We start from the raw sequence: 23,565 nt of genomic DNA, 5'->3' as shown, positions 1-23,565 counted from the left end.
TTTGGTCGGCGCCACATCGGCGCCGACATCCTCTATTGGAAGACCCCCTTATGCCCATCTACGAATACCAATGCACCGACTGCGGCGTCTTTGAAGAAACCGCGCCCATGTCGGCCTTCGCCGACCCCTGCGACTGCCCCGCCTGCGGCCAAACCGCACCGCGCGTCATGTTCTCCGTACCGCATATCTCGGGCATGGCCTCGGCAACCCGACGCGCGCATGAAACCAACGAACGCTCTGCCGACAGCCCCAAGCGCAGCGCGCATGGGCCGGGTTGCGGATGCTGCGGTGGTGGCAAGAAAGTGTCGAACAAGACGCTGTACCGCCCCGACGGCTCCAAGAGCTTCCCAACCAAACGGCCGTGGATGATCTCGCACTAGGGATTGAGGTCCTGCAATAGACGGCTCTGCTGCCGCGTCTCCGCCATCACGTCGCCAAAGGTGCGCAAGCCCCGCGCCTGCAACAGCGGCAACAGCTTGACCAGCGCCTGCCCCGTGGCCAGCGCATCGCCGTAAGCCGTGTGGCGCACCACATCGGGCAGTGCCACCTCCAACCGATCGCAGAGCGCATCAAGCGAGTGATCTTCCGTGATGCCAAACGCCACGGCGGAGAGCAGCACCGTATCTAGCACCGGATGCTCCCACGTCACCCCCATCTGCGGCGCGCACCGCCGCAGAAGACCAATGTCAAACGGCGCGTTATGCGCCACCAGCACAGCATCACGCGCGAAATGGTGCAGGCGTTGCCCCGCCTCGCTGATGTCCGGCGCACCGGCCACATCAGCATCGGTAACGCTGTGAATGCGCGTCGCGGCCGGCGGGATCGGGCAGCCCGGGTTGACGTAGAGATCCATGCTCTCGCCTTCGATCACCCGACCGTTCAACACCCGCACCGCACCAATCTGCACGATGTGATCCGTCTCAACGCTGAGGCCGGTGGTCTCTGTGTCAAAGGGCACATAGCAGAGGTCTTGCAGGGGCGTGTCCTTGATATCGGCTGTCTCGGAGGCCGTCATCAAATCGAAATCAAAGACCAGCGGGCGAGGGTCGATAGGACGCCCCGGGGCCTCCTCCACATCTATCAGCAGCACGTGACCGTCATCGCCCAGAGCCCGCAGGCGCCCTGTAAACCGGGCCTTGCCCGACACCGCGCGCAGGTCAACGGCACCATCCGCCGCAGGGCCCTCGCCGCTGATCTCAAGATAGTCACCCAGCGGCGCTTTCAGACGCGGCGGCGCGACCTGTGACAGCACTTCAGCCGCCTGCCCGTCGTAGAGCACGATCTCGCGCGCGGGGTTCAGCAGGATCGTGGCCACCGGAATCTCGGTGAGCAGGGCGGTCAGCAGGTCCCGGTCCGCCGTCAGACGCTCCGTCTCGCGCGCAATCTCGGCGGCGGTGCCTGTTGCCGCGCTGCTCATGCTCTCGGACAGGGCGCTGGCCGCCGGGGCCAAATCGCCGAGATAGCGCGCCGCATCCGTGTCGACCTCGCCCGCGACGCCCGCATGGGCGCGCAGCCGCAGATCTGCGGACAGCCGTGTGATCGGCTTGGCCATGTTCTCATCAAAGAGCACCCAGATGCCGAGCGCAAAGCCGGTATTCAGAAAGGCAAACATCACAAAGGCAGTGACGAAAGGCCCAGCAGGCAGCCCCGGCTCGCCCCGCGACCAGCCAAAGCTCAGCGCCCCCGCCGCCAGCGCAGCACTTGCAGCGGCCACGAGGCAGAAGAAGAGAAAGACGCGCAGGCGCAGGGAGAGGGTGGTGAACATCTCAGGTCTCGCACACCATCTGCAGGATCGGGTCGCCTTCGGGCACGCCCTCCCACTCCGCATTGCTGACGGTGCCATCGGCGGCAAATTCGGCGCCGTCGATCAGAAGGGCCGAGCGCGCCTGACCACAGTCAAAGAGCATCGGCGCCTGATTCACCGGTGACCAGCGGCCAAAGAAATAGATATCGGCAAGCCGCTGCTCGGGCAAATCGGGATGTTTGCGCGCGGTGCCCGTGTCGACAGCGACAAAGCGCTTGGTATAGGGCCAGACCTGTGTCCAGGGGCGCAGCCAGCCTTGCTCATCCACTGTCATTGCGATCTCGACGCCCTTGGGCAGGCGCTCTGCCGTGTGGCCAAACCAGGTGTATTCGTTCGAGATGGTCATACCGATCATGCCAGCGCCCGCCGCCACCGGCATCACCCATTTCGGCAGTCGCCGTCCCGTCATGATGTTGAGCAACATGGCGAGGCCAGCACAGGCGATCCCGGCGAAGATGGTGGCGATGAGTTCGACAAACATAAGCCTATCCTAGCGCGCCTTTGCCCGATCCCACAGCGGATTGCATGGTCTTCACAACCACGAAGGCGTCGCGCAGGTGGCTGCGGGCGAAATCCGAGAGCGTTGCGGGATCAAGATAGTTGTTGGGTTTCTGGCCTGCCTTGATCTGGGTCACCTGATGCTCCAGCCGCATGGTCGCGATCAGATCATAGGCGTGCAGCAGATCGGCCCCGCCGGACGCCGAGAGCACGCCCGCCTTCTGCGCCGCCTCCAGTCGGGCGCGGGTGCTCACCGACTTGAGCTGGCCTTGCAAAGTGTAGACCCGGCCCAGATCGACCACAGGTACGACGCCATTGTGCTTGAGATCCAGCTGGTTGCGGTACTCGCCCGAGCGGATCGTGGCAAGCCCGCGCAGGAGGCCCAGTGGCGGCTGGTGCTTGAGCGAATTGGCGATCATATGCGCGGTGAAGATGGAGTTCTTGGAGGCTTCGGCCAGAGTGGTCTCTTGCAGGTCGCTGAAGAGGTTCTGGTCGCCGCCGATGGGCCGTAGGTCGAACATGACCGAGGCGAGCATCTGCGCTTCGGGGTTCGGCGTCGCGATCCAGCCGTGGAAATAGTCGCGCCAGACCCGCAGCGGCTGGCACCAGCGCGGGTTGGTCGCCATCATGTCGCCGGGGCAGTAGAAGTAGCCGCAGGTGTCGAGTCCGTTGCTCACGTATTTGGCGAGGTCTGTGAAATAGGGCATCTGCGCTTCGGTCACATCGTCCGAGAGGATCAGGCAGTTGTCCTGATCCGACACGCCCGTCTGCTCCTGCCGCCCTTGTGATCCGCAGGCGAGCCAGAGGTAGGGGACAGGCGGCGGGCCAAGTTCCGCTTCGGCGAGCGCGAGTAAGCGCCGGGTCGCGGTATCGGCGATGTCGGTGATGAGGCGCGTAACGACCTCGTGCCGGTTACCCGCTTCGACCAGCTGCACCAGTAGATCTGGGATCTGGGCCGTGACGCGGGCCATCTCACCCGCGTCTGCGGCCTTGGCCACGCGGCCCACCAGATCGGCGGAGGACATCGCCTGCGCGCGGGTGAGATCCGTCTGGGTCACAATCCCCACAAGCTCCGCGCCGTCGACAATGGGCACATGACCGATGCCGCGTTCGACCACTAGGTGCAGCACGTCGGTGACCAAGGCGGTTGGTGCCAGCGTGAGGGGGGCTTCCGTCATGATGGTAGAGATCGGGGCCGCTGAGTCGCCCCCCTCCGCCACCACGCGGCCATTGATATCGCGCAGGGTCACAATGCCTTCAAAGCCACCTGCGCCACTGACACAGATCGACGAGATATGTCTGGCATGCATCTGACCTGCGGCCGTGCGGATCGACGTCTCAGGCGGGCAGGTCATGGGGTCGCGCGTCATAAGCTGCCCCACCGGCAGGATGGTGAGGTCTTTTTGATCCGAGCGCGGCGGGCGGCGACGGTCGAAGAATTTTGCAACAGTTGCGTGAGCGTCGATCAGCGCAAAGAACGTCTCCGACGACATCACGATCAGTGTCGTTTCCTGGGTCGTTGTCGCTGTTCGGCTGGCATCTTCACCGCGCAGCAAGGCCCGCTCGCCAAAGGAGTTGCGCGGCCCGAGGATGGAAATCTGAACATCCGCCTCGTCGGTCACATCGACCTCACCAGCGGCGATGATGTAGAGGCGTGTCGCAGTATCTCCGACCGCAAACACCGTCTCTCCGGGCGCAAAGGTTTGCGCCTCGCAAAGCTGCGCCAGCGTGTCGAGATCCGCGTCCGACAGGCTGTCATAAGGGTGCACGGAAGCGAGGAATTGTCTGAGCTCAGCGGTAAGGGGCATGTGTCAGCCTCTTTAAGCGGGATGTCCTGCCCGAGGGAGGTTCGGGCAGGACGGGCCTGATTTGGGAGGCACCGCCACGCACGCGTGGCGATGTCAGGCAGTCCTAGTGACCTTCGACAGCTACGCCCGCCCCACGAGGGATGCGCACGCTTTCGACGAGGTCCTTGATTTCCTGCGGGGTCTCCTTGGTCATGCCGGAGACAAAGTAGGCCACCGCGAAGTTGACCGCAGCACCGATGGCACCGAAGGAGGTCGACTTGATCGGGCCCAAGAGTGGGTCAGCATCCGTGAACGTGTTGGTGTCCGGGATGAAGAACCAGCCTTTGTGCAGGAAGATGTAGAGCAGCGTGACCGCAAGGCCTGCGAGCATGCCCGCCACGGCACCGGAGTTGTTGATGCGGGTCGAGAAGATCCCCATCATCAGCGCCGGGAAGATCGAAGCTGCTGCCAGACCAAAGGCCAGGGCCACGGTTTGCGCCGCAAAGCCCGGTGGATTGAGCCCCAGAAGCACCGCCACCACGATTGCCGCCGCCATCGAGAGCCGCGCCGCCATCAGTTCGGATTTCTCCGACATATTCGGCGTGAGTTGCCCTTTCAGCAGGTCATGCGACACCGCAGACGAGATAGCCAACAAGAGACCCGCAGCCGTCGACAGCGCCGCCGCAAGGCCGCCCGCTGCCACGAGGCCGATCACCCAGCCCGGCAGACTTGCGATCTCGGGATTGGCAAGCACCAGAATGTCACGGTTGAAGTTGGTCAGCTCATTGCCTTCCCAGCCATTCTCCGCCGCCTTGGCCTGAAGATCGGCGTTGGCATCATTGTAGTACTGGATCTTGCCGTCGCCGTTCTTGTCTTCCCAACCCAACAGGCCGGTCTTCTGCCATGTGGCCATCCAGGCGTAGTCCGGATCGGTCTCGATCTGCTCGACGCTGACCGCTTCACCGCTCGTGCCATTGGGCCACATCAGCTCGGAGATGTTGAGCCGTGCCATAGCCCCCACAGCAGGCGCCGTCAGGTAGAGGAGCGCGATGAAGACCAGCGTCCAGCCCGCGGACCAACGCGCATCCGACACACGCGGCACCGTGAAGAAGCGCATGATCACGTGGGGCAGCCCGGCGGTGCCGATCATCAACGACAGAGTGAAGAGCACCATGTTGATGGTTGATCCATGCGCCGCCGTATATTCGGCAAAGCCCAGGTCGGTGACGATCTGGTTCAGCTTGACCAGCAGCGGCTCACCGCTTTCGGTGCTGCCGAAAAGGCCCAGTGCCGGGATCGGGTTGCCGGTCAGCTGCAGCGAGATGAAGACCGCCGGGATCGTATAGGCGGTGATCAGCACGCAGTACTGCGCCACCTGGGTGTAGGTCACACCCTTCATGCCACCGAAAACCGCATAGGCGAAGACCACACAGGCGCCGATGAGCAGCCCCCAGAAAGCGTCGATCTCAAGGAAGCGGCCAAAGGCGATGCCCACACCCTGCATCTGGCCAATCACATAGGTGATGGAGGCCACAAGCAGGCAGATCACAGCGACCATGCGCGCGGTGCTGGAATAGAACCGGTCGCCAATGAACTCCGACACGGTAAACTTGCCAAACTTGCGCAGGTAAGGCGCCAGCAGCAGTGCGAGCAGCACATAGCCACCTGTCCAGCCCATCAAGAACGACGAGTTGTCATAGCCCGTAAAGGCGATGAGCCCCGCCATGGAAATGAAGGAGGCGGCAGACATCCAGTCCGCAGCGGTGGCCATACCATTGGTGACAGGGTGCACGCCGCGCCCGGCGGCATAGAATTCCGATGTGGAGCCCGCGCGGGCCCAGATCGCGATGCCGATGTAGAGCGCAAAGCTTGCGCCCACAAACAGCAGGTTGAGTGTAAACTGATCCATTGTCCCTATTCCTCGTCCACGCCGTGTTCACGGTCGAGCTTGTTCATCTGCCAGGCGTAAAAGAAGATCAGGATCAAAAAGACGATGATCGACCCCTGTTGCGCGAACCAGAATCCCAGGTCGGTGCCACCGATGGTGATCCCAGCCAGAAGCGGGCGCAGGATGATCCCGAACCCGAATGATACCAGCGCCCAGATCACGAGGCTGATTTTGATGAGACGCAAATTGGCACTCCAATAGGCGTTGCTGTCGTTGGTTTGAGACATAGGCTTCCCTCCTCCTTTTGGCTCCCTCAGGTCCTTGCCCCGGGTGTCTGCGGGTACGTCATGTGGTGACATGGCTGACAACCTCCTCCAGGTTTGCGGCAATCTCCTCGATTGCCCCCATGGCCGGAACGCGTGTCAGCGCGCCCTTGGCCGCGTAATAGTCGATGAGCGGTGCGGTCTGCGCGTGATAGGCTGCGAGCCGCTGCGCCACCGTTTCGGCATTGTCATCCGCGCGGCGCTTCATCTCGGTGCCGCCGCACATGTCGCAGACACCCGGTTTGATCGTGGGCTTGAAAGTGTCGTGATAGCCCTCGCCACAGTTGGCGCAGGTGAACCGGCCCGAGATGCGAACCACCATCGCATCATCATCAACCTCAAGGCTGATCGCGGCATTGATCCGCTGGCCGGTGCCGTCCAGCAGGTCGTCCAGCGCTTCGGCCTGCACAGTGGTGCGTGGAAAGCCGTCGAGGATGACACCCTTCGCGCAGTCTGCTTCGCCGAGCCGGTCGCGCAGGATCGCAATCACGATCTCATCGCTGACCAGATCGCCCGCTTCCATCACCGCTTTGGCGCGCCGCCCGGCGGGCGTGCCCGCCGCGACGGCGGCGCGCAGAAGGTCTCCGGTGGAGAGTTGCACAAAGCCACGGCTCTCTTCCAGCTTGCGCGCCTGCGTGCCCTTGCCCGCGCCCGGAGGGCCAAGCAAGATCAGAACCGGTGCTGCAACGGGTGGTTTCGAGCCGTCCATCATTTATCCCCCCGGTTCATCCGGTTTTCGATGAGATCATCGACCACGGAGGGGTCCGCGAGGGTCGAGGTGTCGCCCAGGCTGCCAAAATCATCTTCGGCAATCTTGCGCAGGATGCGCCGCATGATCTTGCCGGAGCGCGTCTTGGGCAGGCCCGGCGCCCATTGGATGAGGTCCGGCTTGGCGATGGGGCCAATCTCGGTGCGGACCCAGGTCTCCAGCTCCTTGCGCAGCGCGTCGGAGGGCTCTTCGCCGTTCATCAAGGTGACATAGGCGTAGATGCCCTGCCCTTTGACGTCATGCGGGTAGCCCACCACGGCGCTTTCCGCGACCTTGGCGTGGGCGACGAGGGCGCTTTCGACCTCGGCTGTGCCCATGCGGTGACCCGAGACGTTGATCACATCATCGACGCGGCCAGTGATCCAATAGTCGCCATCTTCATCGCGGCGGCAGCCGTCGCCCGAGAAGTAATAGCCCTTGTAATCAGAGAAATAGGTCTTCTCAAAGCGCGCATGGTCGCCCCAGACGGTGCGCATCTGCCCGGGCCAGCTGTCGCCCATGCAGAGCACGCCTTCGACGCCATTGCCCTCAATCACCTCGCCAGAGGTTGGCTCCAGCACGACAGGCCGCACCCCAAAGAACGGCTGCTGTGCGGCGCCGGGCTTGAGCTTGGTGCTGGGCAGCGGGGTCAGCATGTGGCCGCCCGTCTCGGTCTGCCAGAAGGTGTCGACGATGGGGCATTTGCCCTTGCCGACAACCTCATTGTACCAGTTCCAGGCTTCGGGATTGATCGGCTCACCCACCGACCCCAGCAGGCGCAGATCGGACAGATCATGCTTTTCCACCCACTCCTTGCCCGCGCCCATCAGCGCGCGAATGGCAGTGGGGGCCGTATAGAACTGGTTGACCTTGTGCTTGGCGCACACCTGCCAGAAGCGGCCTGCATCGGGATAGGTTGGCACGCCTTCGAACATGATTGTGGTCGCGCCATTGGCGAGCGGCCCGTAGACGATGTAACTGTGGCCCGTGACCCAGCCCACATCCGCCGTGCACCAGAAAACGTCTCCGTCGCGATAGTCAAAGGTGACCTCATGGGTCATCGCCGCATAGACCAGATAGCCACCCGACGTATGCACCACACCCTTGGGCTGACCGGTGGAGCCGGAGGTATAGAGAATGAAAAGCGGATCTTCCGCGCTCATCTCTTCAGGTGAGCAGTCGACGGAGGCGTCTGCCGACAGCGCGTTGTAGTCGTGATCGCGATCCGTCCAGGTGGTCTGGCCACCGGTGCGTTTCACGACCAGGCACTGAACGTCGTCCTTGCAATGCAGCAGGGCCGTGTCGGTGTTGGACTTCAGCGGTGTCTTTCGTCCGCCCCGGGGGGCGTAATCCGCGGTGATGACAACTTTCGCGTCACAGCCATTGATCCGTGCGCCAAGCGCGTCCGGCGAGAACCCCGCAAAGACAATGGAATGGATGGCCCCGATCCGCGCGCAGGCGAGCATCGCATAGGCCGCCTCGGGGATCATCGGCAGATAGATCACCACCCGGTCGCCTTTGCCAACGCCGAGCCCCTTGAGCACATTGGCCATCCTGCAAACAGACCGGTGCAGGTTGCGGTAGGTGATGTGCAGCGCCGGGTCTTCCGGGCTGTCGGGTTCCCAGATGATCGCGGTCTGGTCGCCGCGTGCCTCCAGATGCCGGTCGATGCAGTTGGCCGAGACGTTCAGCGTGCCATCCTCGAACCAGCGAATGTCGATGTTTCCCGGCTCGAATGAGGTGTTCTTGACCTTGGTGAAGGGCGTGATCCAATCGATCCGCTTGCCTTCTTTCGCCCAGAACCTGTGCGGATCCTGGACGGACGCCTCATACATACGTGTGTAATCCTCGACCGACACAAGCGGCGCCAAAGGGCCCTCTGCGGCGGAAGAAACGACTTTGGGGTCCAGCAGGTCTTCTGTTGTCATGGTGTCCTCCTCCTGTGGCGCCAACAGCGGCCCCCACAGGCGGGAACACGGCCAGCGCGCCTCAAGACCCTACATCAATCTGTAAATGATTTCCCTTTCTTACTGGTTTAATTGGTATTTTTTGTAAACGTTTTTTCGATAGCGCTATCCTTCTGTAAAGAACTTTCTTGGTTAGCCGATTTTATCAATGTTTACATCTTGGTAACTTTTTCGTGTACGTCGCGTATCTGAAAGATCGGTATGCAATTGCATACAGCCCAGGCCGATCTCGGCACGAATAGCAACATGCCTCTCGCTCGCAGGCTCAGGTTTCTCGCATACAGCGAATCGCCCGCTAAGGCTGCATCATCCAAAACGGCGGACACCGGCCGATGGCCTCTCCCCGCCAAACCCACGCGCTCCTGCGGCCATCCACAGCCCCCACAACGAAGCCATATCTGACACGAGGCCGTTTACAACGCGCCCGCAGCCTGCAAGGCTCACCACAAATACATATCCAAGGTCATATTATGGTTCGCACGCATCTCACCATTGTCGCGACCGTTCTGATGTCAGCCTGGTCTCTTGGCCCGGCAGTGGCACAGGACAGCTCTCCCCGCCCCGCCAAGGTTTTCACGGTCGAGCCCATCTCCTCCTCACTGCGGCGCACTTATCCGGCCATCGTCCGGCCTTCCTCAGAGGTGGATTTGTCGTTTCGCGTCAGCGGGCGGGTGACCCAGCTGCCTGTGCGTGCTGCCGCGCAAGTGTCCGAGGGCGATCTGATTGCAGCGCTTGATCCGCGCGATTTCGAGACGCAGATCGTGCAGCTTGAAAGCCAGATCGATCAGGCCAGCGCCGAGCTCACCGCTCTGCGCGCAGGCGCGCGGGAAGAGGAAATCGCCGCGCTGGAAGCGGCAGTTTTCTCGGCAGAGGCACAGCTCGAACAGGCACGGGATCAGGAGGCGCGCACGCGCGAGCTGGTGCAGCGGGGCGTGGCCACATCGGCCCAGTTGGAGCAAGACGAAGCCAATCTGCGCGTGGCCGAGGCCAACCTGCGCGCACAAACCGAACAGCTGCGCATTGGCCGCGCGGGTGGCCGGCCCGAGGATATTGCCGCCGCCGAAGCCGCCATTCGCGGACTGCAAGCGCAGTTGAAGGTTGCGCGGGACAATCTGGATGACAGCACGCTCGAAGCCCCTTTTAACGGCATCATCGCCCGGCGCGATATCGAGAATTTCACCAATGTGCAGGCAGGGCAGACCATTGCGCTTTTGCAGGCGCTGTCGGTTGTGCATCTGGCCTTCGATGTGCCGGGGCCGGACGTCACGGCGCTGTCGGCCAACGGGACGGAGAACATCCACAACGAGGTCAGTTTCGATGCGCTGCCGGGCGTGACATTTCCGGGAGAGGTCGTCGAGTTTTCAGTTCAGGCGGATGCTGCCACCCAGACCTACCGGGGCCGTGTTGCCGTAACCGTGCCCGAGGACGCGCTGATCCTGCCCGGCATGGTCGGGCGCGTGATGTCCACCGCGGCAGGTGAGGAACAGGCGCTGATGATCCCGATGACCGCCGTGGGGGCTGACCCGTCCGGGGCGCCCTTTGTCTGGCAGGTCGGTGCTGACAATACGGTCTCTCAAATCCTCGTTGATCTGGGAGATATGCGGGGCGATATGGTTGCCGTGACCGAGGGCCTGGCACCGGGCGATACAATTGTGTCTGCGGGCGTCAGCCGCATCATCGATGGCATGACAATCCGACCGGTCACCCGGATCGGAGGCTGAGAATGGATCTGGCGCGGTTCGCGATTGAGAAGCGGCTGATTTCGGCTGTCTCGACTTTTCTGATCCTTGTGGCGGGGTATTTTGCCTATACGAACCTGCCCCGGTTCGAAGACCCGGAGTTCGTGATCCGGCAAGCGCAGTTGATCACCCCCTACCCCGGCGCGGGCGCCGAAGAGGTGGCCGAGGAAGTCACCGAGGTGATCGAAAACGCGGTGCAGCAGCTGTCGGGCATCGACGAGGTCCGCTCCGTCTCCTCTCCGGGGGTGAGCACGGTCACGGTGGAATTCACCATCGCCTCCACCCCGGATCATCCGGAGCTGAACCAGAAATTCACGCAGCTGCGCGCCAAGATCAGTGACGCGCAGGCCAATCTGCCACCCAACGCGCTGCCCACACAGGTCTTTGATGACTTCGGCGATGTCTACGCGCTCTATTTCGCGGTGGTGGGCGAGGGGTATTCCCTGACCGAGCTTTACGAATACGCCAAGGATTTGCAGCGCGAGTTGGTCACCGTTGATGGGGTGTCAAAGGTCGTGCTGAACGGCGTGCAGGAGGAGGTGATCTATGTGGAATATTCGCCCGCCCGGCTGATTGCTCTGGGTCTCGCGCCGCAGCAGATCAGCGATATCCTGTCTGGGCAAAATCTGGTGACGCCGAGCGGTTCCATTCTGGCGGGAGATACGCGGCTGGAGGTGCGTCCGCGCAATGGCATTTCCTCAACCGAGGCCATTGGCAATTTGCTCATCACCAACCCGCAAACGGGCAGTTCCTTCCGGCTGTCCGACATTGCCACGGTGAGCCGCGGGCTCAAGGAGCCGGCCACCATGTTGCTGTTCCGCGACGGGCAACCGGCAATTGGCATCGGTGTCTCCAACACGCTCGGCGGCAATGTGGTGAACATGGGTGAAGCGGTGAAGGCGCGGATGGACGCGTTGATTTCTCAACAACCCATCGGCATCGACGTTATACCGATCTCCGATCAGTCGGAGAGCGTGAAGGTCTCCGTGAATGACTTTGTTATGAACGTGGCGCTGGCCCTGGCCATTGTGGTCGGCACACTGCTGATCTTCATGGGGTTGCGCTCAGGCATTCTGATGGGCGGCATTCTGCTGGTCACCGTGGCTGGCACCTTGATGGGCATGTATCTCTACGGGCTTGATATGCAGCGGATCTCACTGGGCGCGCTGATCATCGCGCTGGGAATGCTGGTGGACAACGCCATTGTGGTGGTCGAAGGCACGCTGGTGCGGGTTCAGCGAGGCGAGGATGCGGCGGAGGCCTCGCGCGCCATTGTGGAGCAGACCAAATGGCCGCTGCTGGGCGGCACCATCGTAGGCCTGCTGGCCTTCTCGCCGATCGGGCTGTCGCCAGACAACACTGGCGAGTATGCGGGCAGCCTGTTCTGGACGATCTCGATTGCCCTGCTCTTCTCCTGGCTCGTAGCGATCTGGCTCACACCTTACTATTGCACTCTGCTGTTGAAGCCCGGCCAGGCCAGTGAGGAAAAGGAAAACGTAGTATTGCGCTGGTATCGCTATGTTCTGGCACGCGCGATCCGGGCCCGCTACCTGACCATTGCGCTGGTGGTAGGGCTCTTCGCGTCGTCCATTGCGCTTTTCAGCTTTGTGCCGCCGGGGTTCTTCCCATCCTCGACCCGCGCGCAATTCGCCATCGACTACACGCTGCCGCAAGGCACCGACATCACCCGCACCGCCGCTGACCTGTACGTCATCGCGGAACACGTCCGTGGCAAGGAGGGGGTGACAGGCACCAACACGATGGTCGGAGCCGGGCATCTGCGGTTCATGCTGGTCTATGAGAGCGAGAACCAGAACTCGGCCTACGGCCAGATCCTCGTGGACGTAGAAGACTTCGACCAGATCGCACCGCTGCGTGAAGAGTTGCAGGCCTGGGTGGATGCGGAGTTCCCCGAGGCCAATGGCAAGGTTTGGCAGTTTGCACTCGGACCCGGGTCGGGCCCCAAGATCGAGGCGCGCTTTGCCGGGCCGGATGAGGTGGTCCTACGCCAGCTTGCCGAAGAGGCCAAGGCGATCATGGCCGACGCAGGCGCGGTCGCGGTCAAGGACGACTGGCGCGAGCAGGTACAAGTGATCCGCCCGGTGATCGACACTGAGAACGCGCGCCGCTTGGGCCTGACGCAGGGCGAGATTTCAAACGCGCTCTACACCCATCTGAGCGGCGCCAATCTGGGTCTTTACCGCGAAGGCGATGAGCTTCGCGACATCATCATGCGCCCCTTCGAGATCGACCGAAACGATGTGGGCAACCTGCGCGACGTGCAGGTCTTCAGCCAAGTGGCGGGCGGCTATATCCCGATTGCCCAGGTGGTGGACCGCTTCGATCTGGAATTCGCTGCCGGCAATCTGCGCCGGATCGACCGGCAGCTGACGATCACCGCGCAGTCGGACAACCCCGCAGGGATGCTCTCGGGCGATCTTTTCGAGGCGGTGCGCGCGCCCATCGAGGCCATCGACCTGCCCCCCGGCTATACGCTCGAATGGAAAGGAGAATACGGCAACAGCCAGGAGGCCAACGCGGGCCTCGCCGCAACCATGCCGTTGGGCTTCGGCGCGATGTTCCTCGTCACGCTCTTCCTCTTCAGCGCCTGGCGGCAGACGATCATCATCTGGCTGGTCGTCCCGCTGGCCTTGATCGGCGTGATCTACGGATTGGCAGGCACTCAGACACCGCTGGAGTTCATGGCGATCCTCGGGGTGCTCTCGCTGACAGGCATGCTGATCAAAAACGCGATTGTTCTGATCGATGAGACCGACAGCCAGATCGGCACAGGCAAGGCACGCATGCAGGCCGTGGTCGACAGCGCCGTGAGCCGGGTGCGGCCCGTGGCACTTGGCGTGCTGACCACCGTTCTGGGCGTGGTGCCGCTGCTTTGGGATCCGTTCTTTCAATCGCTGGCAGTCGTCATCATCTGCGGGCTGAGCTTTGCCACCGTGCTGACGTTGATCGTGGTGCCTGCGCTTTACGCGATCTTCTTTCGCGTTGCGGCCGACGAGGTCTGAACCCGGCTCTCAGGCCCGATAGGCAGGCAGCGGCGAGCGATCCTGCAGCGCGATCATCCGACGCAGCATAATCTCGGTGAGGGCCTGCCGCGCGGGCTGTCCTTCGGAGGCATCGTAGAGGTTCTGCATCTCCCCCGGGTCAGCAGCCAGATCGTAAAGCTCGTGCCAGTCTTCGCCTTCTCGCAGGGACATCCGGTGCCTGTCGGTCACCACGGTGCGGACCCGCTGGGGCCGGTCAAAACCGGTCATGGCGCGTTGGCTGTCCTCTTCCACGATCACGGCCTCGGGCGGCGGGGCGGACCACAAATCACGCCCCTGAATGCCATTGTAGGGCTGAATGCCCGCGCGGGCGAGGATTGTCGGCGCGATGTCGATGGACGACGCCAAGCCGGGGTCGATCCGGCCCTGAGCCGGGGTCGCCGGATCATGCCAGATAAACGGCACCCGGATAATGCTCTGATAGTGCAAGAGCAGTTTCAGCATCAGCCCATGGTCACCCATGTAGTCGCCATGATCCGAGGTGAAGATCACGACCGTATTTTCGGCCAGCCCCAGCGCCTCCAGCCGCGTCAGGACCCGGCCAATGGCGTCGTCGATCATGGTGATCATACCGTAGGTCAGCGCAATGATGGCCCGCGCCTCGTCTTCCGTCACGGCAAAGGGGTTCTGGTTATCGCGCGGGTCAGTGCCCGCAGCCAACGCCTGCCGCATGGCGCGCAGCGGCGGCAGATCCCCCTGCCCGAAACTGTCCGGCAGCGCGATGTCGGCGGGGTCATACATGTCCCAATACCGCCCCGGCGGCGTAAATGGGTGATGCGGATCAGGAAAGGACATCTGCAGGAAGAACGGTGCGTCATCCGCCGCCCGCTCCGTCAGCCACGCGGCGCTGCGCTCCGCAATCCAACTGGTGCAATAAAGCTCCTCCGGCACTGCCGTGCGCCAGGCCTGTGGCGCCGTGATCCGATTGTCAGGCAGCGCATTGTCCGGACCCACCAGTTGGTCGAAATCGGCCCGCTGCTGTCGCGCCCAGAGCAGATAATCGCCGGAGGCCTGATCGCCGTGATCCGCTGCCACCTCCACATGTTCAAAGCCATAGAAGTCGCCACCCGTACGCTCCGCCAGGGGCTTGTCCCACTTGGGGGCTACTTCCAGATCATACTCCGCCGTGTGGCGGTTGTTCTTGATCGCATCCCGCAAATGCGGGCTTGGGGCGTGCAGCCCCTCGGCTGGTTCAAAGCGATTGGTCGCGGGCAACCCCGTGAAGCTTTGCAGATGCGACTTGCCGATCAGGCCGGTGCTGTAGCCCGCGTCGCGCAGCAGTTCCACAAATGTGGTGTGATCCCTGGAGAGCGGAATGCCATTGTGCCGCGCGCCATGCGCCGAACACATGCGCCCGGTCATGATCGAGGCGCGGTTCGGCATGCAGATCGGATTGGCCACATAAAACCGGTCCCACATCGTGCCCCTGGCAGCCAGCCCGTCGATGTTTGGCGTCCGCACAATCGGGTTGCCGCCGCAGCCCAGATGATCCGCCCGGTGCTGGTCGGTGATGATGAACAGGAAATTGGGCCGCTGTGTCATAACCGCGCCCCCGCGTTTGCCGAGACGCTGCGAGCCGCGCGGATGTCCCACAGGATCAGGCCAACGCCGATCAGGATCGCAGGCAGGTGCAGAACGGGGCTGGGCGCCAGCATCGTGAAAGCGACGACAAACCGTGCGACAACCTCGGGTATTGGCAATTTGCGGCGGTCATAGGCCGAGAGCGCCGAGGAAAACAGCCAGATGCAAAAGCACGTGCGCGCGACGATCCACAGGAAGGGCAGCAGGGCGAACTCTTCGATGATTAACACCGTAGGGTAGAAGGCAAAGACAAAGGGAATGATGAACTTGGCCATGCCAAGGCGGAACGACATGAAGGCCGTCTTGAGCGGATTGGCACCCGCAATGGGCGCGGCGGCATAAGCGGCGATAGCGACCGGCGGTGTCAGCGACGAGGCTACCCCGTAGTAGAAGACAAACATATGCGCCGTCAGCATCGACACACCCAGCGCTTGGATCGCTGGCCCCATGACCAGAATGATGATCAGATAGGCAGGCAGCGTGGGCATCCCCATCCCTAGGATCAGTGCGCCCACCATGGCCACCAGCAGGGCAGAAAACAGGCTCTCGCCCCGCACTGCGGCGATCACATTGGCCAGCTTCAGCCCAAGGCCTGTCGAGTCGAGCGCACCCACCAGAATGCCAATCGCCGCGATGGCAATCAGCAGCACGGCACCGGATTCCGCCCCCTTGAGGAACGACCGCCAGATCCGCAGGGGGTCAGCCCGCACCTCCGGGTTGATCACCGACAGCACCAACAGGATGATCACCGCATAGAACCCCGCCGCTGAGGTGGAGAAGCCTGCGAGCAGCGAGCCAACGATGGTCAGGATGGGGCCGAGGAACAGGACGGAGTTGATCAGATCCAAGCGCGTGATCCGGTCCTCGACCGACATGGGCTGCACAGTGATCCCCTGCCGCCGGGCCTCGACCGTTACGGCAGAAAACAGGCTGAAGTAGTAAAACAGCGCCGGGATCAGGGCTGCCACAATGATGTTGAGATACCCCACACCCGTCAGGTCCGCCATGACGAGGGCCGCCGCGCCCATGATCGGCGGCATGATCTGCCCACCCGAAGACGCGGTGGCCTCAATGCCCGCCGCGAAGGTGGGCGAGAACCCACGTTTCTTGATCATCGGAATGGTGAACGTGCCCGTTCCGACGATGTTCGCCACGGTCGAGCCGGACATCGTCCCGAACATGGAGGAGGCCAGAATGGCCGCATGCGCCGGGCCGCCCCGGGTGCGGCGGGTGGCCAGAAAGGCGAACTTCAACAGCGTATCACCCGCGCCTGTGCCCTCCAAAAGCACACCAAAAACGATGAAGATGAAGACCGTCGACAGCACGATATTGGTGATCGAGCCGAACACACCCTTGTTGGTGTTGTACCACAGCGCCTCCGCCACCTCTTTCAGAGAAAACCCTGTATGCGCCATGATCCCCGGCAGATCCTGCCCATAGAGCAGGTAGAGCACACCAAAGGCCCCCACGCCAAAAAGCCCCCAGCCCCAAAGCCTCCGGCACAGCTCCAGAAAGACAACCAGCCCCGCCAAGGCGGGCCACGCATCGGCGGCGGTCACGTCATAGAGCGCAACCTCCATCTGGGTCTGGACAAAGAAGAACGACCAGATCGACCATAGCCCGGCTGCAAGCAGCAAAACATCAACAATCAGATGACGGACGTCGCCCGCAGACCCAGCGGCGACCCGGCGGTTGCGCGACACGGCGATGCCCACAATGAGCGCCAAGGCAAACCCGGCTGCGCGGTGCAATTTCGGCTCCACCAGCCCAACGCCCGAGCTATAAAGCGCGATGGCGCCAAGCAAAAAGCATGCCAGTGCCGACAACACCAGATAAAGTTTGTCGAAGGTGCCCCGCGGGGCCGTATCTGCAGTCATCACAAGTGTCCTGACCGGAATTCAGAGGAGTGCGGGGGCCGCCACGGCCCCCGGGGTACGGCCTGTTCAGGGGCGCAGCGCGTCCGGAATGGCCACACCCGCCTCGTCATAGTACCGTGCAGCCCCCGGATGCAGCGGCACGTTCACCGAGGTAAATGCGCTCTCCGGCGTCACGTCCTTGAGGAAGAAGGCCGTCGCATGCACCTCGTCGAGGTTCTCCCAGAAGGCCTTGGTCGCCTCATAGACGACATCATCTGACATACCGCTATGGGTGCCGATGAACTGGGTGAAGCCCAGCGCCGTGATCTCGCCATCGGTCAACTGGCCTTTGTAGACATCCCCGTCGAACTGGATCATACCCCGGCCCGGACGCCCGAAGAGCGCCTGCATGGCCTCGGCGCCAACAGCCTCTTCGGGGATGGACAGAATGCGAAATTCGCCTGACAGGCCGAATTGCTCGATATTGGACGAACCAACCTCTGCCGGGCGCACCATCATGTCGATCTTCTTATCCGCCAGCGCGGCGTAACCCTCACCCCAACTCAGACGCACGGCGTTGTAGTCGGTGCCCGCCTCATAGCCGGTGATGATCTTGATCAGTGCCTCGGATGTGGCCGACGCCGACCCCGCAGGCGGGCCGGTGAAGATGGTCTTGCCTTTCAGATCCTGCCAGGTTTCGATGCCCGAGCTTGCGAGCGTGACCGGGTGGTACGCCCCCGCCTTAAACCCCAGGATCGAGCGGATTTCACCCGCTGCGGCAGGCGCATCGCCGACCTTTTCATACATGCGCTGCTGGCCTTTCATCAGATTGACCAGCGAAGGTACAGTCGAGAAGAAATCAATCTCCTGCCGTCCGCCCTTGAGCATGGATTTGGTCAGCGTCTGACCGGCGTTCACCTGTATCTCGACCCCGGCCTTACCGGCCTGATTGGCAAAGGTCACGAACATGGTGTGCACCGGGTCACCAACCCCGGCGGTCTCGCCTTTGAATATCTGCGCGGTGGCGGCAACAGGCGCAAAAGCGGCGATCACCAGAATCGCAGCCGCACCCGTGACTGTCCTGAAATTAAACACGGCATCCTCCCTTGATGTTGGAAGAGCCTAGCAAGGTTCTCACATTTAATATAATTAAACATTTGGCATCTTACATAACAAAACGCTATGAAACTTGATCCCAAACACCTCGCGCAGCTTTCGGTCATCGCCGAAGCCGGCTCCTTCCAGACAGCGGCAGATCGGCTGGGCCTGACCCAACCGGCGCTCAGTCGCAACATGAAGGCGCTGGAGACGCGTTTGGGGGCAACCCTCTTCAATCGCGATGGGCGACGGTCCGTGCCCAATGCGCTGGGTCTGCGGCTGGCCCGCAATGGCCAGGCCATCCGGTTGGCGGAGGAACAGGCGGCCATTCTCGCGGATCAATCCGCGCAAGGCGCCGTGGGGGAGCTGCGGATCGGCGCGCCCCCCATTGTCGCAGGCCGCTTTCTCAGCGGGGCGCTGTCACGGTTCATCTGCGAGAACCCAAACTGCGTGGTGGAGATGCGCACCGGGTTGGTGCACGAGTTGCGCGTCATGCTCGAACGCGGCCAGGTCGAAATCGTTTTTGGCCCTGAAAGCCTGGCTGATTCCTCTGATCGGCTGGATTTTCTGCCGCTCATTGATGATCGTGTGGGTATCCTCTGCCGTGTCGGCCATCCGCTGGCCGCGAAAAAACCCGTGCAGCCCTCGGATCTGGAAGCGCAGGTGTGGCTGGCCCATTCCCGCGGGAGCCTGCTGCGTCAACAGACCGAAGCGGCCATGATCGCCTCAGGCGTGAAGTCCATGCATATCGTCTGCGAAACGGATTCGATTCGTTCAGCCCTTGAGATCGTGGCCCAGACCGATCTGATCAGCACCATGCCCCGCGCCACGACCGAGCCCTATCTGGAAGATCGTCTCGAATTTCTGGGCTTCGACCACCCCAGGTTCTACCGCCCGCTGGGCTGCATCAGAAAGGCCGACGCCCCCACCAACTCGGTTGAGAGCCGCTTTCTCGCTCTCTTCGCATAGCCCGAGCCAATGATAAAAAAACGGGCCGGTGAAACACCGACCCGCCAGGGGAAGAAAGGGAGACGCAGGGGGAGAAACTGCGCTCCCCGAAGTCAGAGAGCAGCCCAGTCTGTGAAATGCCACGTCTGTGGACACTTCGGGCCGGGACGACGGCCAACTGGGCTGCGCTCCGTTGCACGCCAGGAAGAGGTGCGCGGAGCCGGGGAGACATCCGGGCAAATATCCCGGCGGTCGTCATGAAAAGTTGGTACTCTGGTCACAATCACTACTCCACTTCCGAGGAGGTCTTATCACCCCGGCTCACACCCTTATCTAGCGGCAGATTCAACGCCAGGTATGTGATCGGCTTCACACTGCACTCAGATTTTTTCAAATCAGCCGATTTTAGCCATCGAGGACCGATGAGGCAGGCCAGCGCTCACCCGACAGGTTGTCATGAGGGCCCTCTCGTCTCCGACAAGGATAGGGGTCGGCTGCCGCGAAAACGAGCCATACGGGGCCACCCCCTGCCAGGTTACTGAATGGCATGAGCTGTCCCGCAATCCCAGTGCGCATCGGAAAACTGCAATATCAGCCTGAGAATCTGTTCAAAACCGTTCAATTTTGCAGGAAATTGAAAGGCACACTCCCGGAAAAAGCCGATCTGCGCCCCAGTTCAGCCAAGCTGTTAACAATTAATAAACACAAGTGCCGTTAACTTCTCCTTGGAGGACTTGAAATGGCGATCATTTCCACTCTGATCGGAGGTGTCAGCGGCTTTGCTGCGTTCCTGGCCGCCTTGACGATCTTCAATGTCGGATTTGTGCCCGCTGTCGGGGCCTACCTGCTGGTCGGGTTTGGTGTGTCGGCCATGCTGATTGTGGGGTGCCTGACCTACCAATTGGTCTATTGTCGGGTCCTGTCCAAGTGGGATCTCAACGACTACAGCAATCGGGCAAGCCACACACCATTGGGGCGACGCGACTGAGGAAAAGTCGCTGTCGTCAATGCTCTGGATGATGCTCTGCTCGGGGCTGGACCAGCCTACAGCAGGACGTGCCAAACCAGCAGGCTCGGCACAAGAAACGCAAATCCGATGCAAAAGAGCTTGGCGGCATGCGAGATTTTGCCAAACGTGCCATCGCCCAATGCGCTTTCGCCATAGCCTAAGAACCCGGCCATGACCGCATATCCACGCGATTCACGCTTGCGGTCACGAGTCTCCAGCGACGACAAGGCCTGCATATTCACGCGGGCCTGGCGCTCTTGCTCCGTCAAGTGATGCTCGAGGTTTTCCATATTACTCATCTGTTCCGGCACTCCCTTTGCTTGACGGTCTAGATGGAGCGAAAGGTGGGAAAATCCAGCCTTCCGCAGGCAAAAAAGGCCGGTGAAACCACCGGCCCTTAGCGCGTCTTAGTCACAATTTAGTTTAACGCCGCATCGGTAATGTCATGCGTCCAGGCGCCCTCCGGTTCCTTGGTGATCACCGGGTCGGAGCCGCCTGAGAGCAACGAGGCCACGGTGCGCTCATAGTCCGCCGGATCAAGCGCGCCGTTGCTGCCCGCGGTCAGCTTGGCAATCTCACCCATCATGCGCTTCTGGTGCTCTTCCGTCTGCGCACCGCTCGCGTCGTTGTCGAGCACGATCTCAGCCGCTTCATCCGGGTTTTCCTCAGCGTATTTCCACCCCTTCATCGACGCCCGAACAAAACGCACCATCTTGTCCTGGAAAGCAGGATCTTCAAGGTTTTCCTCAAGCGCGTAGAGCCCATCTTCCAGCGTTGCGACCCCCTGATCCTCATATTTGAAGACGGTCAGATCGTCCGGCGTGAGCCCCGCGTCGATCACCTGCCAATATTCATTGTAGGTCATGGTCGACACACAGGCCGCCTGCCCCTGCAACAGCGGATCGACGTTGAACCCCTGTTTCAGCACGGTCACACCGTTGTCGGACCCGTCCGTCGGAATGTCGAGCTTGCTCATCCAACTGAGGAACGGAAACTCATTGCCAAAGAACCACACGCCAAGCGTCTTGCCCGCAAAATCATCGGTGCTGGTCACCCCAGCATCCTTGCGGCAGGTCAGCATCATGCCCGAGGATTTGAACGGCTGCGCGATATTGACCATGTTCAGGCCCTTTTCACGAGCCGCCAGTGCCGCTGGCATCCATTCGACCGTCACATCCGCACCGCCACCGGCCAGCACCTGTGTGGGCGCGATGTCCGGCCCACCGGGGTTGATCGTCACGTCGAGGTCTTCCTCCTCGTAGAACCCCTTGTCGAGTGCAACATAGTAACCCGCGAACTGGGCCTGCGTGACCCACTTCAGTTGCAGCGTCACGTCGTCCGCAGCTTGTGCCGCCACGCTCCAGACGCCTAAGGCTGCGCCCGCAGCCAATTTTGTCATCAGTTTCATCATACTCTCCTTGTTTGGTCTTTTTATGAGTGTCGTTGAGACGGGTGCCAGAAGGTCACCGCCCGTTCGACCAGCGCCACGATCCCGTAGAACGCTGATCCCACCACCGCCGCGACAACAATTTCCGCCCAGACCAGATCGAGCGCAAGTTGTCCTACGGAGGTGGAAATACGAAAGCCCATCCCGCGGATGGGCGAGCCGAAAAATTCCGCCACAATCGCGCCGATCAGCGCAAGTGTGCTGGCAATCTTCAGCCCGTTGAAGATAAATGGCATGGCCGCAGGCAGCCGCAGCTTCAACAGCGTCGCCCAATACCCCGCGGCATAGGTGCGCATCAGGTCGCGCTGCATGGCTGAGCTATCAGCAAGGCCCTGCACCGTGTTCACCAGCATCGGGAAGAACACCATCACGACGACCACCGCAGCCTTCGACTGCCAGTCAAAGCCGAACCACATGACCAGGATAGGTGCCATGCCAATCACCGGCAGCGCAGCCACAAAGTTGCCGACAGGCAGAAGTCCCTGGCGTAGGAAATCATACCGGTCCACCAGGATGGCGACCAGAAACGCCGACCCACAGCCAAGCACGTAGCCGCTCAGTGCGCCCTTGATTACGGTCTGCACAAAATCCTCCCAGAGGATATCGGTCGACGCCACGAAACGCGCCGCAATCATCGAGGGCGCAGGCAGCAGCACCGGGCTGATCTCCAGCCCCCGGACCACGCCCTCCCAGATCGCAATCAGCGTGATCCCAAAAATCAGCGGTACCACCAGCCCGGTCACGCGCGTGCGCGGCGCAGCGGCCAGCCGGGTGTTCACCCACCAGCCCAATCCCCAGACGCCAAATGCAAAGATAAGCCAGATCATGCCATGCCCATCCGTCTGAGCGTGACCCGTTGCAAAAGCCCGATGATCGCCACCAGCGCCGCGGCCAGCGCCGCCGCCATGATCAGCGCCGACCAGATCTGGATCGTCTGCCCATAGTAGCTCCCCGCCAGCAGCCGCGCGCCCAAGCCCGCCACCGCACCGGTCGGCAGCTCACCAACAATCGCCCCCACCAGCGAGGCCGCCATGCCGATCTTCAGCGAGGTAAAAAGATACGGCATCGACGAGGGCAAGCGCAGCCGCCAGAACGTCTGGGAGGGCGACGCATTCCACGTGCGCATCTGATCCAACTGCATTGCATCCGGGCTGCGCAACCCCTTCACCATACCCACGACAACGGGGAAGAACGACAGATACATCGAAATCATCGCCTTCGGCAGCAGCCCCGAGATGCCCACCGCGTTCAACACCACAATGATCATCGGCGCAATCGCCAGGATCGGGATGGTCTGGCTGGCAATGACCCACGGCATCACCGACATATCCATGGTGCGGTTGTAGACAATTCCCACCGCCAGCGCGATCCCGAGCCCCGTCCCAAGCGCAAAGCCCAACAACGTCGCACTCAGCGTGATCCACGAATGATAAATCAGCGACCGCTTCGAGGTGATCTTCTTCTCAATGGTCGTGTCCCAGATCTCCACGCCCACCTGATGCGGCGCCGGAAGCTTCGGCTTCTCCTGGCTCCAGGTATCCGCCACCAGCGCCACAACCCCCAACTCCTCGCCCGACCGGGTGGCCTTGTCATAGGCCCAGGCCGCATTCAGCCAGATCGAGGCCAGATACCAGATCACAAAAATTCCGGCCACAACGGTCAGAACAGGCAGCACACTCTGCCTCATGACGCACACGCCTCTGCTTCATTGTTCCACAAATATGCAAGCGTCGAAGCAAATGCAGATCGCGGGATCGTGCATATTTTAAGAACAATGAAAGGATCATGCGCTCTGATGACGGGACGGTAC

19 protein-coding genes are annotated in these 23,565 nt (G+C 61.8%); 5 read left to right on the top strand and 14 right to left on the bottom strand.

Annotation, left to right across the window (positions count from 1 at the left end):
* Nucleotides 1-50 precede the first annotated feature (50 nt).
* Nucleotides 51-380: an FmdB family zinc ribbon protein gene (locus So717_RS12220; RefSeq protein WP_159977640.1), complete on the top strand. Its 330-nt coding sequence runs from the start codon at nucleotides 51-53 to the stop codon at nucleotides 378-380.
* Here So717_RS12220 and So717_RS12215 read toward each other — a convergent pair.
* From So717_RS12215 to acs, 7 genes are all read right to left on the bottom strand, one after another.
* The gene (locus So717_RS12215) at nucleotides 377-1,765 is read right to left on the bottom strand and encodes a 3'-5' exonuclease (protein ID WP_159977638.1); all 1,389 of its coding nucleotides are present in this window, start codon (nucleotides 1,763-1,765) and stop codon (nucleotides 377-379) included. The two genes, So717_RS12220 and So717_RS12215, sit on opposite strands and share 4 nt — an antisense overlap.
* A 1-nt stretch (nucleotide 1,766) precedes the next feature.
* Complete coding sequence (locus So717_RS12210; protein WP_159977636.1) at nucleotides 1,767-2,285, bottom strand: hypothetical protein; 519 nt, start codon at nucleotides 2,283-2,285, stop codon at nucleotides 1,767-1,769.
* A gap of 4 nt (nucleotides 2,286-2,289) precedes the next feature.
* Nucleotides 2,290-4,110: a DUF294 nucleotidyltransferase-like domain-containing protein gene (locus So717_RS12205; RefSeq protein ID WP_159977634.1), complete on the bottom strand. Its 1,821-nt coding sequence runs from the start codon at nucleotides 4,108-4,110 to the stop codon at nucleotides 2,290-2,292.
* A gap of 103 nt (nucleotides 4,111-4,213) precedes the next feature.
* Entirely contained in the window at nucleotides 4,214-5,998 is a 1,785-nt protein-coding gene (locus tag So717_RS12200) for a sodium:solute symporter family protein (RefSeq protein WP_159977632.1), read from the bottom strand.
* A 5-nt stretch (nucleotides 5,999-6,003) separates the two neighbouring features.
* A complete protein-coding gene (locus tag So717_RS12195) occupies nucleotides 6,004-6,264 on the bottom strand; it encodes a DUF4212 domain-containing protein (protein ID WP_159977630.1) in 261 nt (86 codons plus the stop codon).
* 58 nt (nucleotides 6,265-6,322) lie between these two features.
* Nucleotides 6,323-7,009 carry an adenylate kinase gene (locus tag So717_RS12190; protein WP_159977628.1) on the bottom strand — a complete coding sequence of 229 codons (687 nt, stop codon included), beginning with the start codon at nucleotides 7,007-7,009 and terminating at the stop codon, nucleotides 6,323-6,325.
* The gene (gene acs, locus So717_RS12185; protein WP_159977626.1) at nucleotides 7,009-8,976 is read right to left on the bottom strand and encodes an acetate--CoA ligase; all 1,968 of its coding nucleotides are present in this window, start codon (nucleotides 8,974-8,976) and stop codon (nucleotides 7,009-7,011) included. The genes So717_RS12190 and acs overlap by 1 nt, the downstream gene beginning before the upstream one ends.
* Before the next feature lie 509 nt (nucleotides 8,977-9,485).
* On the opposite strand from acs, the gene So717_RS12180 reads away from it, so the two are divergent.
* Nucleotides 9,486-10,736 (top strand): efflux RND transporter periplasmic adaptor subunit, encoded by a 1,251-nt coding sequence (locus tag So717_RS12180; RefSeq protein WP_159977624.1) that lies wholly within the window; start codon nucleotides 9,486-9,488, stop codon nucleotides 10,734-10,736.
* A 2-nt stretch (nucleotides 10,737-10,738) separates the two neighbouring features.
* Complete coding sequence (locus tag So717_RS12175; RefSeq protein WP_159977622.1) at nucleotides 10,739-13,777, top strand: efflux RND transporter permease subunit; 3,039 nt, start codon at nucleotides 10,739-10,741, stop codon at nucleotides 13,775-13,777.
* Nucleotides 13,778-13,786: 9 nt separating this feature from the next.
* On the opposite strand, the gene So717_RS12170 is transcribed toward So717_RS12175, so the two are convergent.
* The 3 genes from So717_RS12170 to So717_RS12160 form a co-directional block, all read right to left on the bottom strand.
* Nucleotides 13,787-15,358, bottom strand: a complete 1,572-nt coding sequence (locus So717_RS12170; protein ID WP_159977620.1) for a sulfatase family protein — start codon at nucleotides 15,356-15,358, stop codon at nucleotides 13,787-13,789.
* A complete protein-coding gene (locus So717_RS12165; RefSeq protein ID WP_159977618.1) occupies nucleotides 15,355-17,274 on the bottom strand; it encodes a TRAP transporter permease in 1,920 nt (639 codons plus the stop codon). The genes So717_RS12170 and So717_RS12165 overlap by 4 nt, the downstream gene beginning before the upstream one ends.
* A gap of 66 nt (nucleotides 17,275-17,340) precedes the next feature.
* A complete protein-coding gene (locus So717_RS12160; RefSeq protein ID WP_159977616.1) occupies nucleotides 17,341-18,348 on the bottom strand; it encodes a TAXI family TRAP transporter solute-binding subunit in 1,008 nt (335 codons plus the stop codon).
* Between the two features lie 87 nt (nucleotides 18,349-18,435).
* Here So717_RS12160 and So717_RS12155 point away from each other — a divergent pair, with 87 nt between their 5' ends.
* On the top strand, nucleotides 18,436-19,320 hold the full coding sequence (locus So717_RS12155) for a LysR family transcriptional regulator (RefSeq protein WP_159977614.1): 885 nt from the start codon (nucleotides 18,436-18,438) through the stop codon (nucleotides 19,318-19,320).
* A 718-nt stretch (nucleotides 19,321-20,038) separates the two neighbouring features.
* Nucleotides 20,039-20,287: a hypothetical protein gene (locus tag So717_RS12150; RefSeq protein WP_159977612.1), complete on the top strand. Its 249-nt coding sequence runs from the start codon at nucleotides 20,039-20,041 to the stop codon at nucleotides 20,285-20,287.
* A 56-nt stretch (nucleotides 20,288-20,343) separates the two neighbouring features.
* Here So717_RS12150 and So717_RS12145 read toward each other — a convergent pair whose 3' ends face one another.
* The 4 genes from So717_RS12145 to So717_RS12130 form a co-directional block, all read right to left on the bottom strand.
* Nucleotides 20,344-20,607 (bottom strand): hypothetical protein, encoded by a 264-nt coding sequence (locus tag So717_RS12145; RefSeq protein ID WP_159977610.1) that lies wholly within the window; start codon nucleotides 20,605-20,607, stop codon nucleotides 20,344-20,346.
* A 119-nt stretch (nucleotides 20,608-20,726) separates the two neighbouring features.
* The gene (locus tag So717_RS12140) at nucleotides 20,727-21,707 is read right to left on the bottom strand and encodes an ABC transporter substrate-binding protein (protein WP_438810657.1); all 981 of its coding nucleotides are present in this window, start codon (nucleotides 21,705-21,707) and stop codon (nucleotides 20,727-20,729) included.
* Nucleotides 21,708-21,739: 32 nt separating this feature from the next.
* Nucleotides 21,740-22,582, bottom strand: coding sequence for an ABC transporter permease (locus tag So717_RS12135; protein WP_159977608.1), 843 nt, complete (start codon nucleotides 22,580-22,582; stop codon nucleotides 21,740-21,742).
* On the bottom strand, nucleotides 22,579-23,442 hold the full coding sequence (locus So717_RS12130) for an ABC transporter permease (protein WP_159977606.1): 864 nt from the start codon (nucleotides 23,440-23,442) through the stop codon (nucleotides 22,579-22,581). Before So717_RS12130 ends, So717_RS12135 begins: the two co-directional genes overlap by 4 nt.
* Nucleotides 23,443-23,565 lie beyond the last annotated feature (123 nt).

The organism is Roseobacter cerasinus (assembly GCF_009811755.1).
Taxonomy (GTDB): domain Bacteria; phylum Pseudomonadota; class Alphaproteobacteria; order Rhodobacterales; family Rhodobacteraceae; genus Roseobacter; species Roseobacter cerasinus.
Note: the sequence above shows the minus strand (reverse complement) of the source record. Positions and strands in the feature narration are given on the sequence as shown.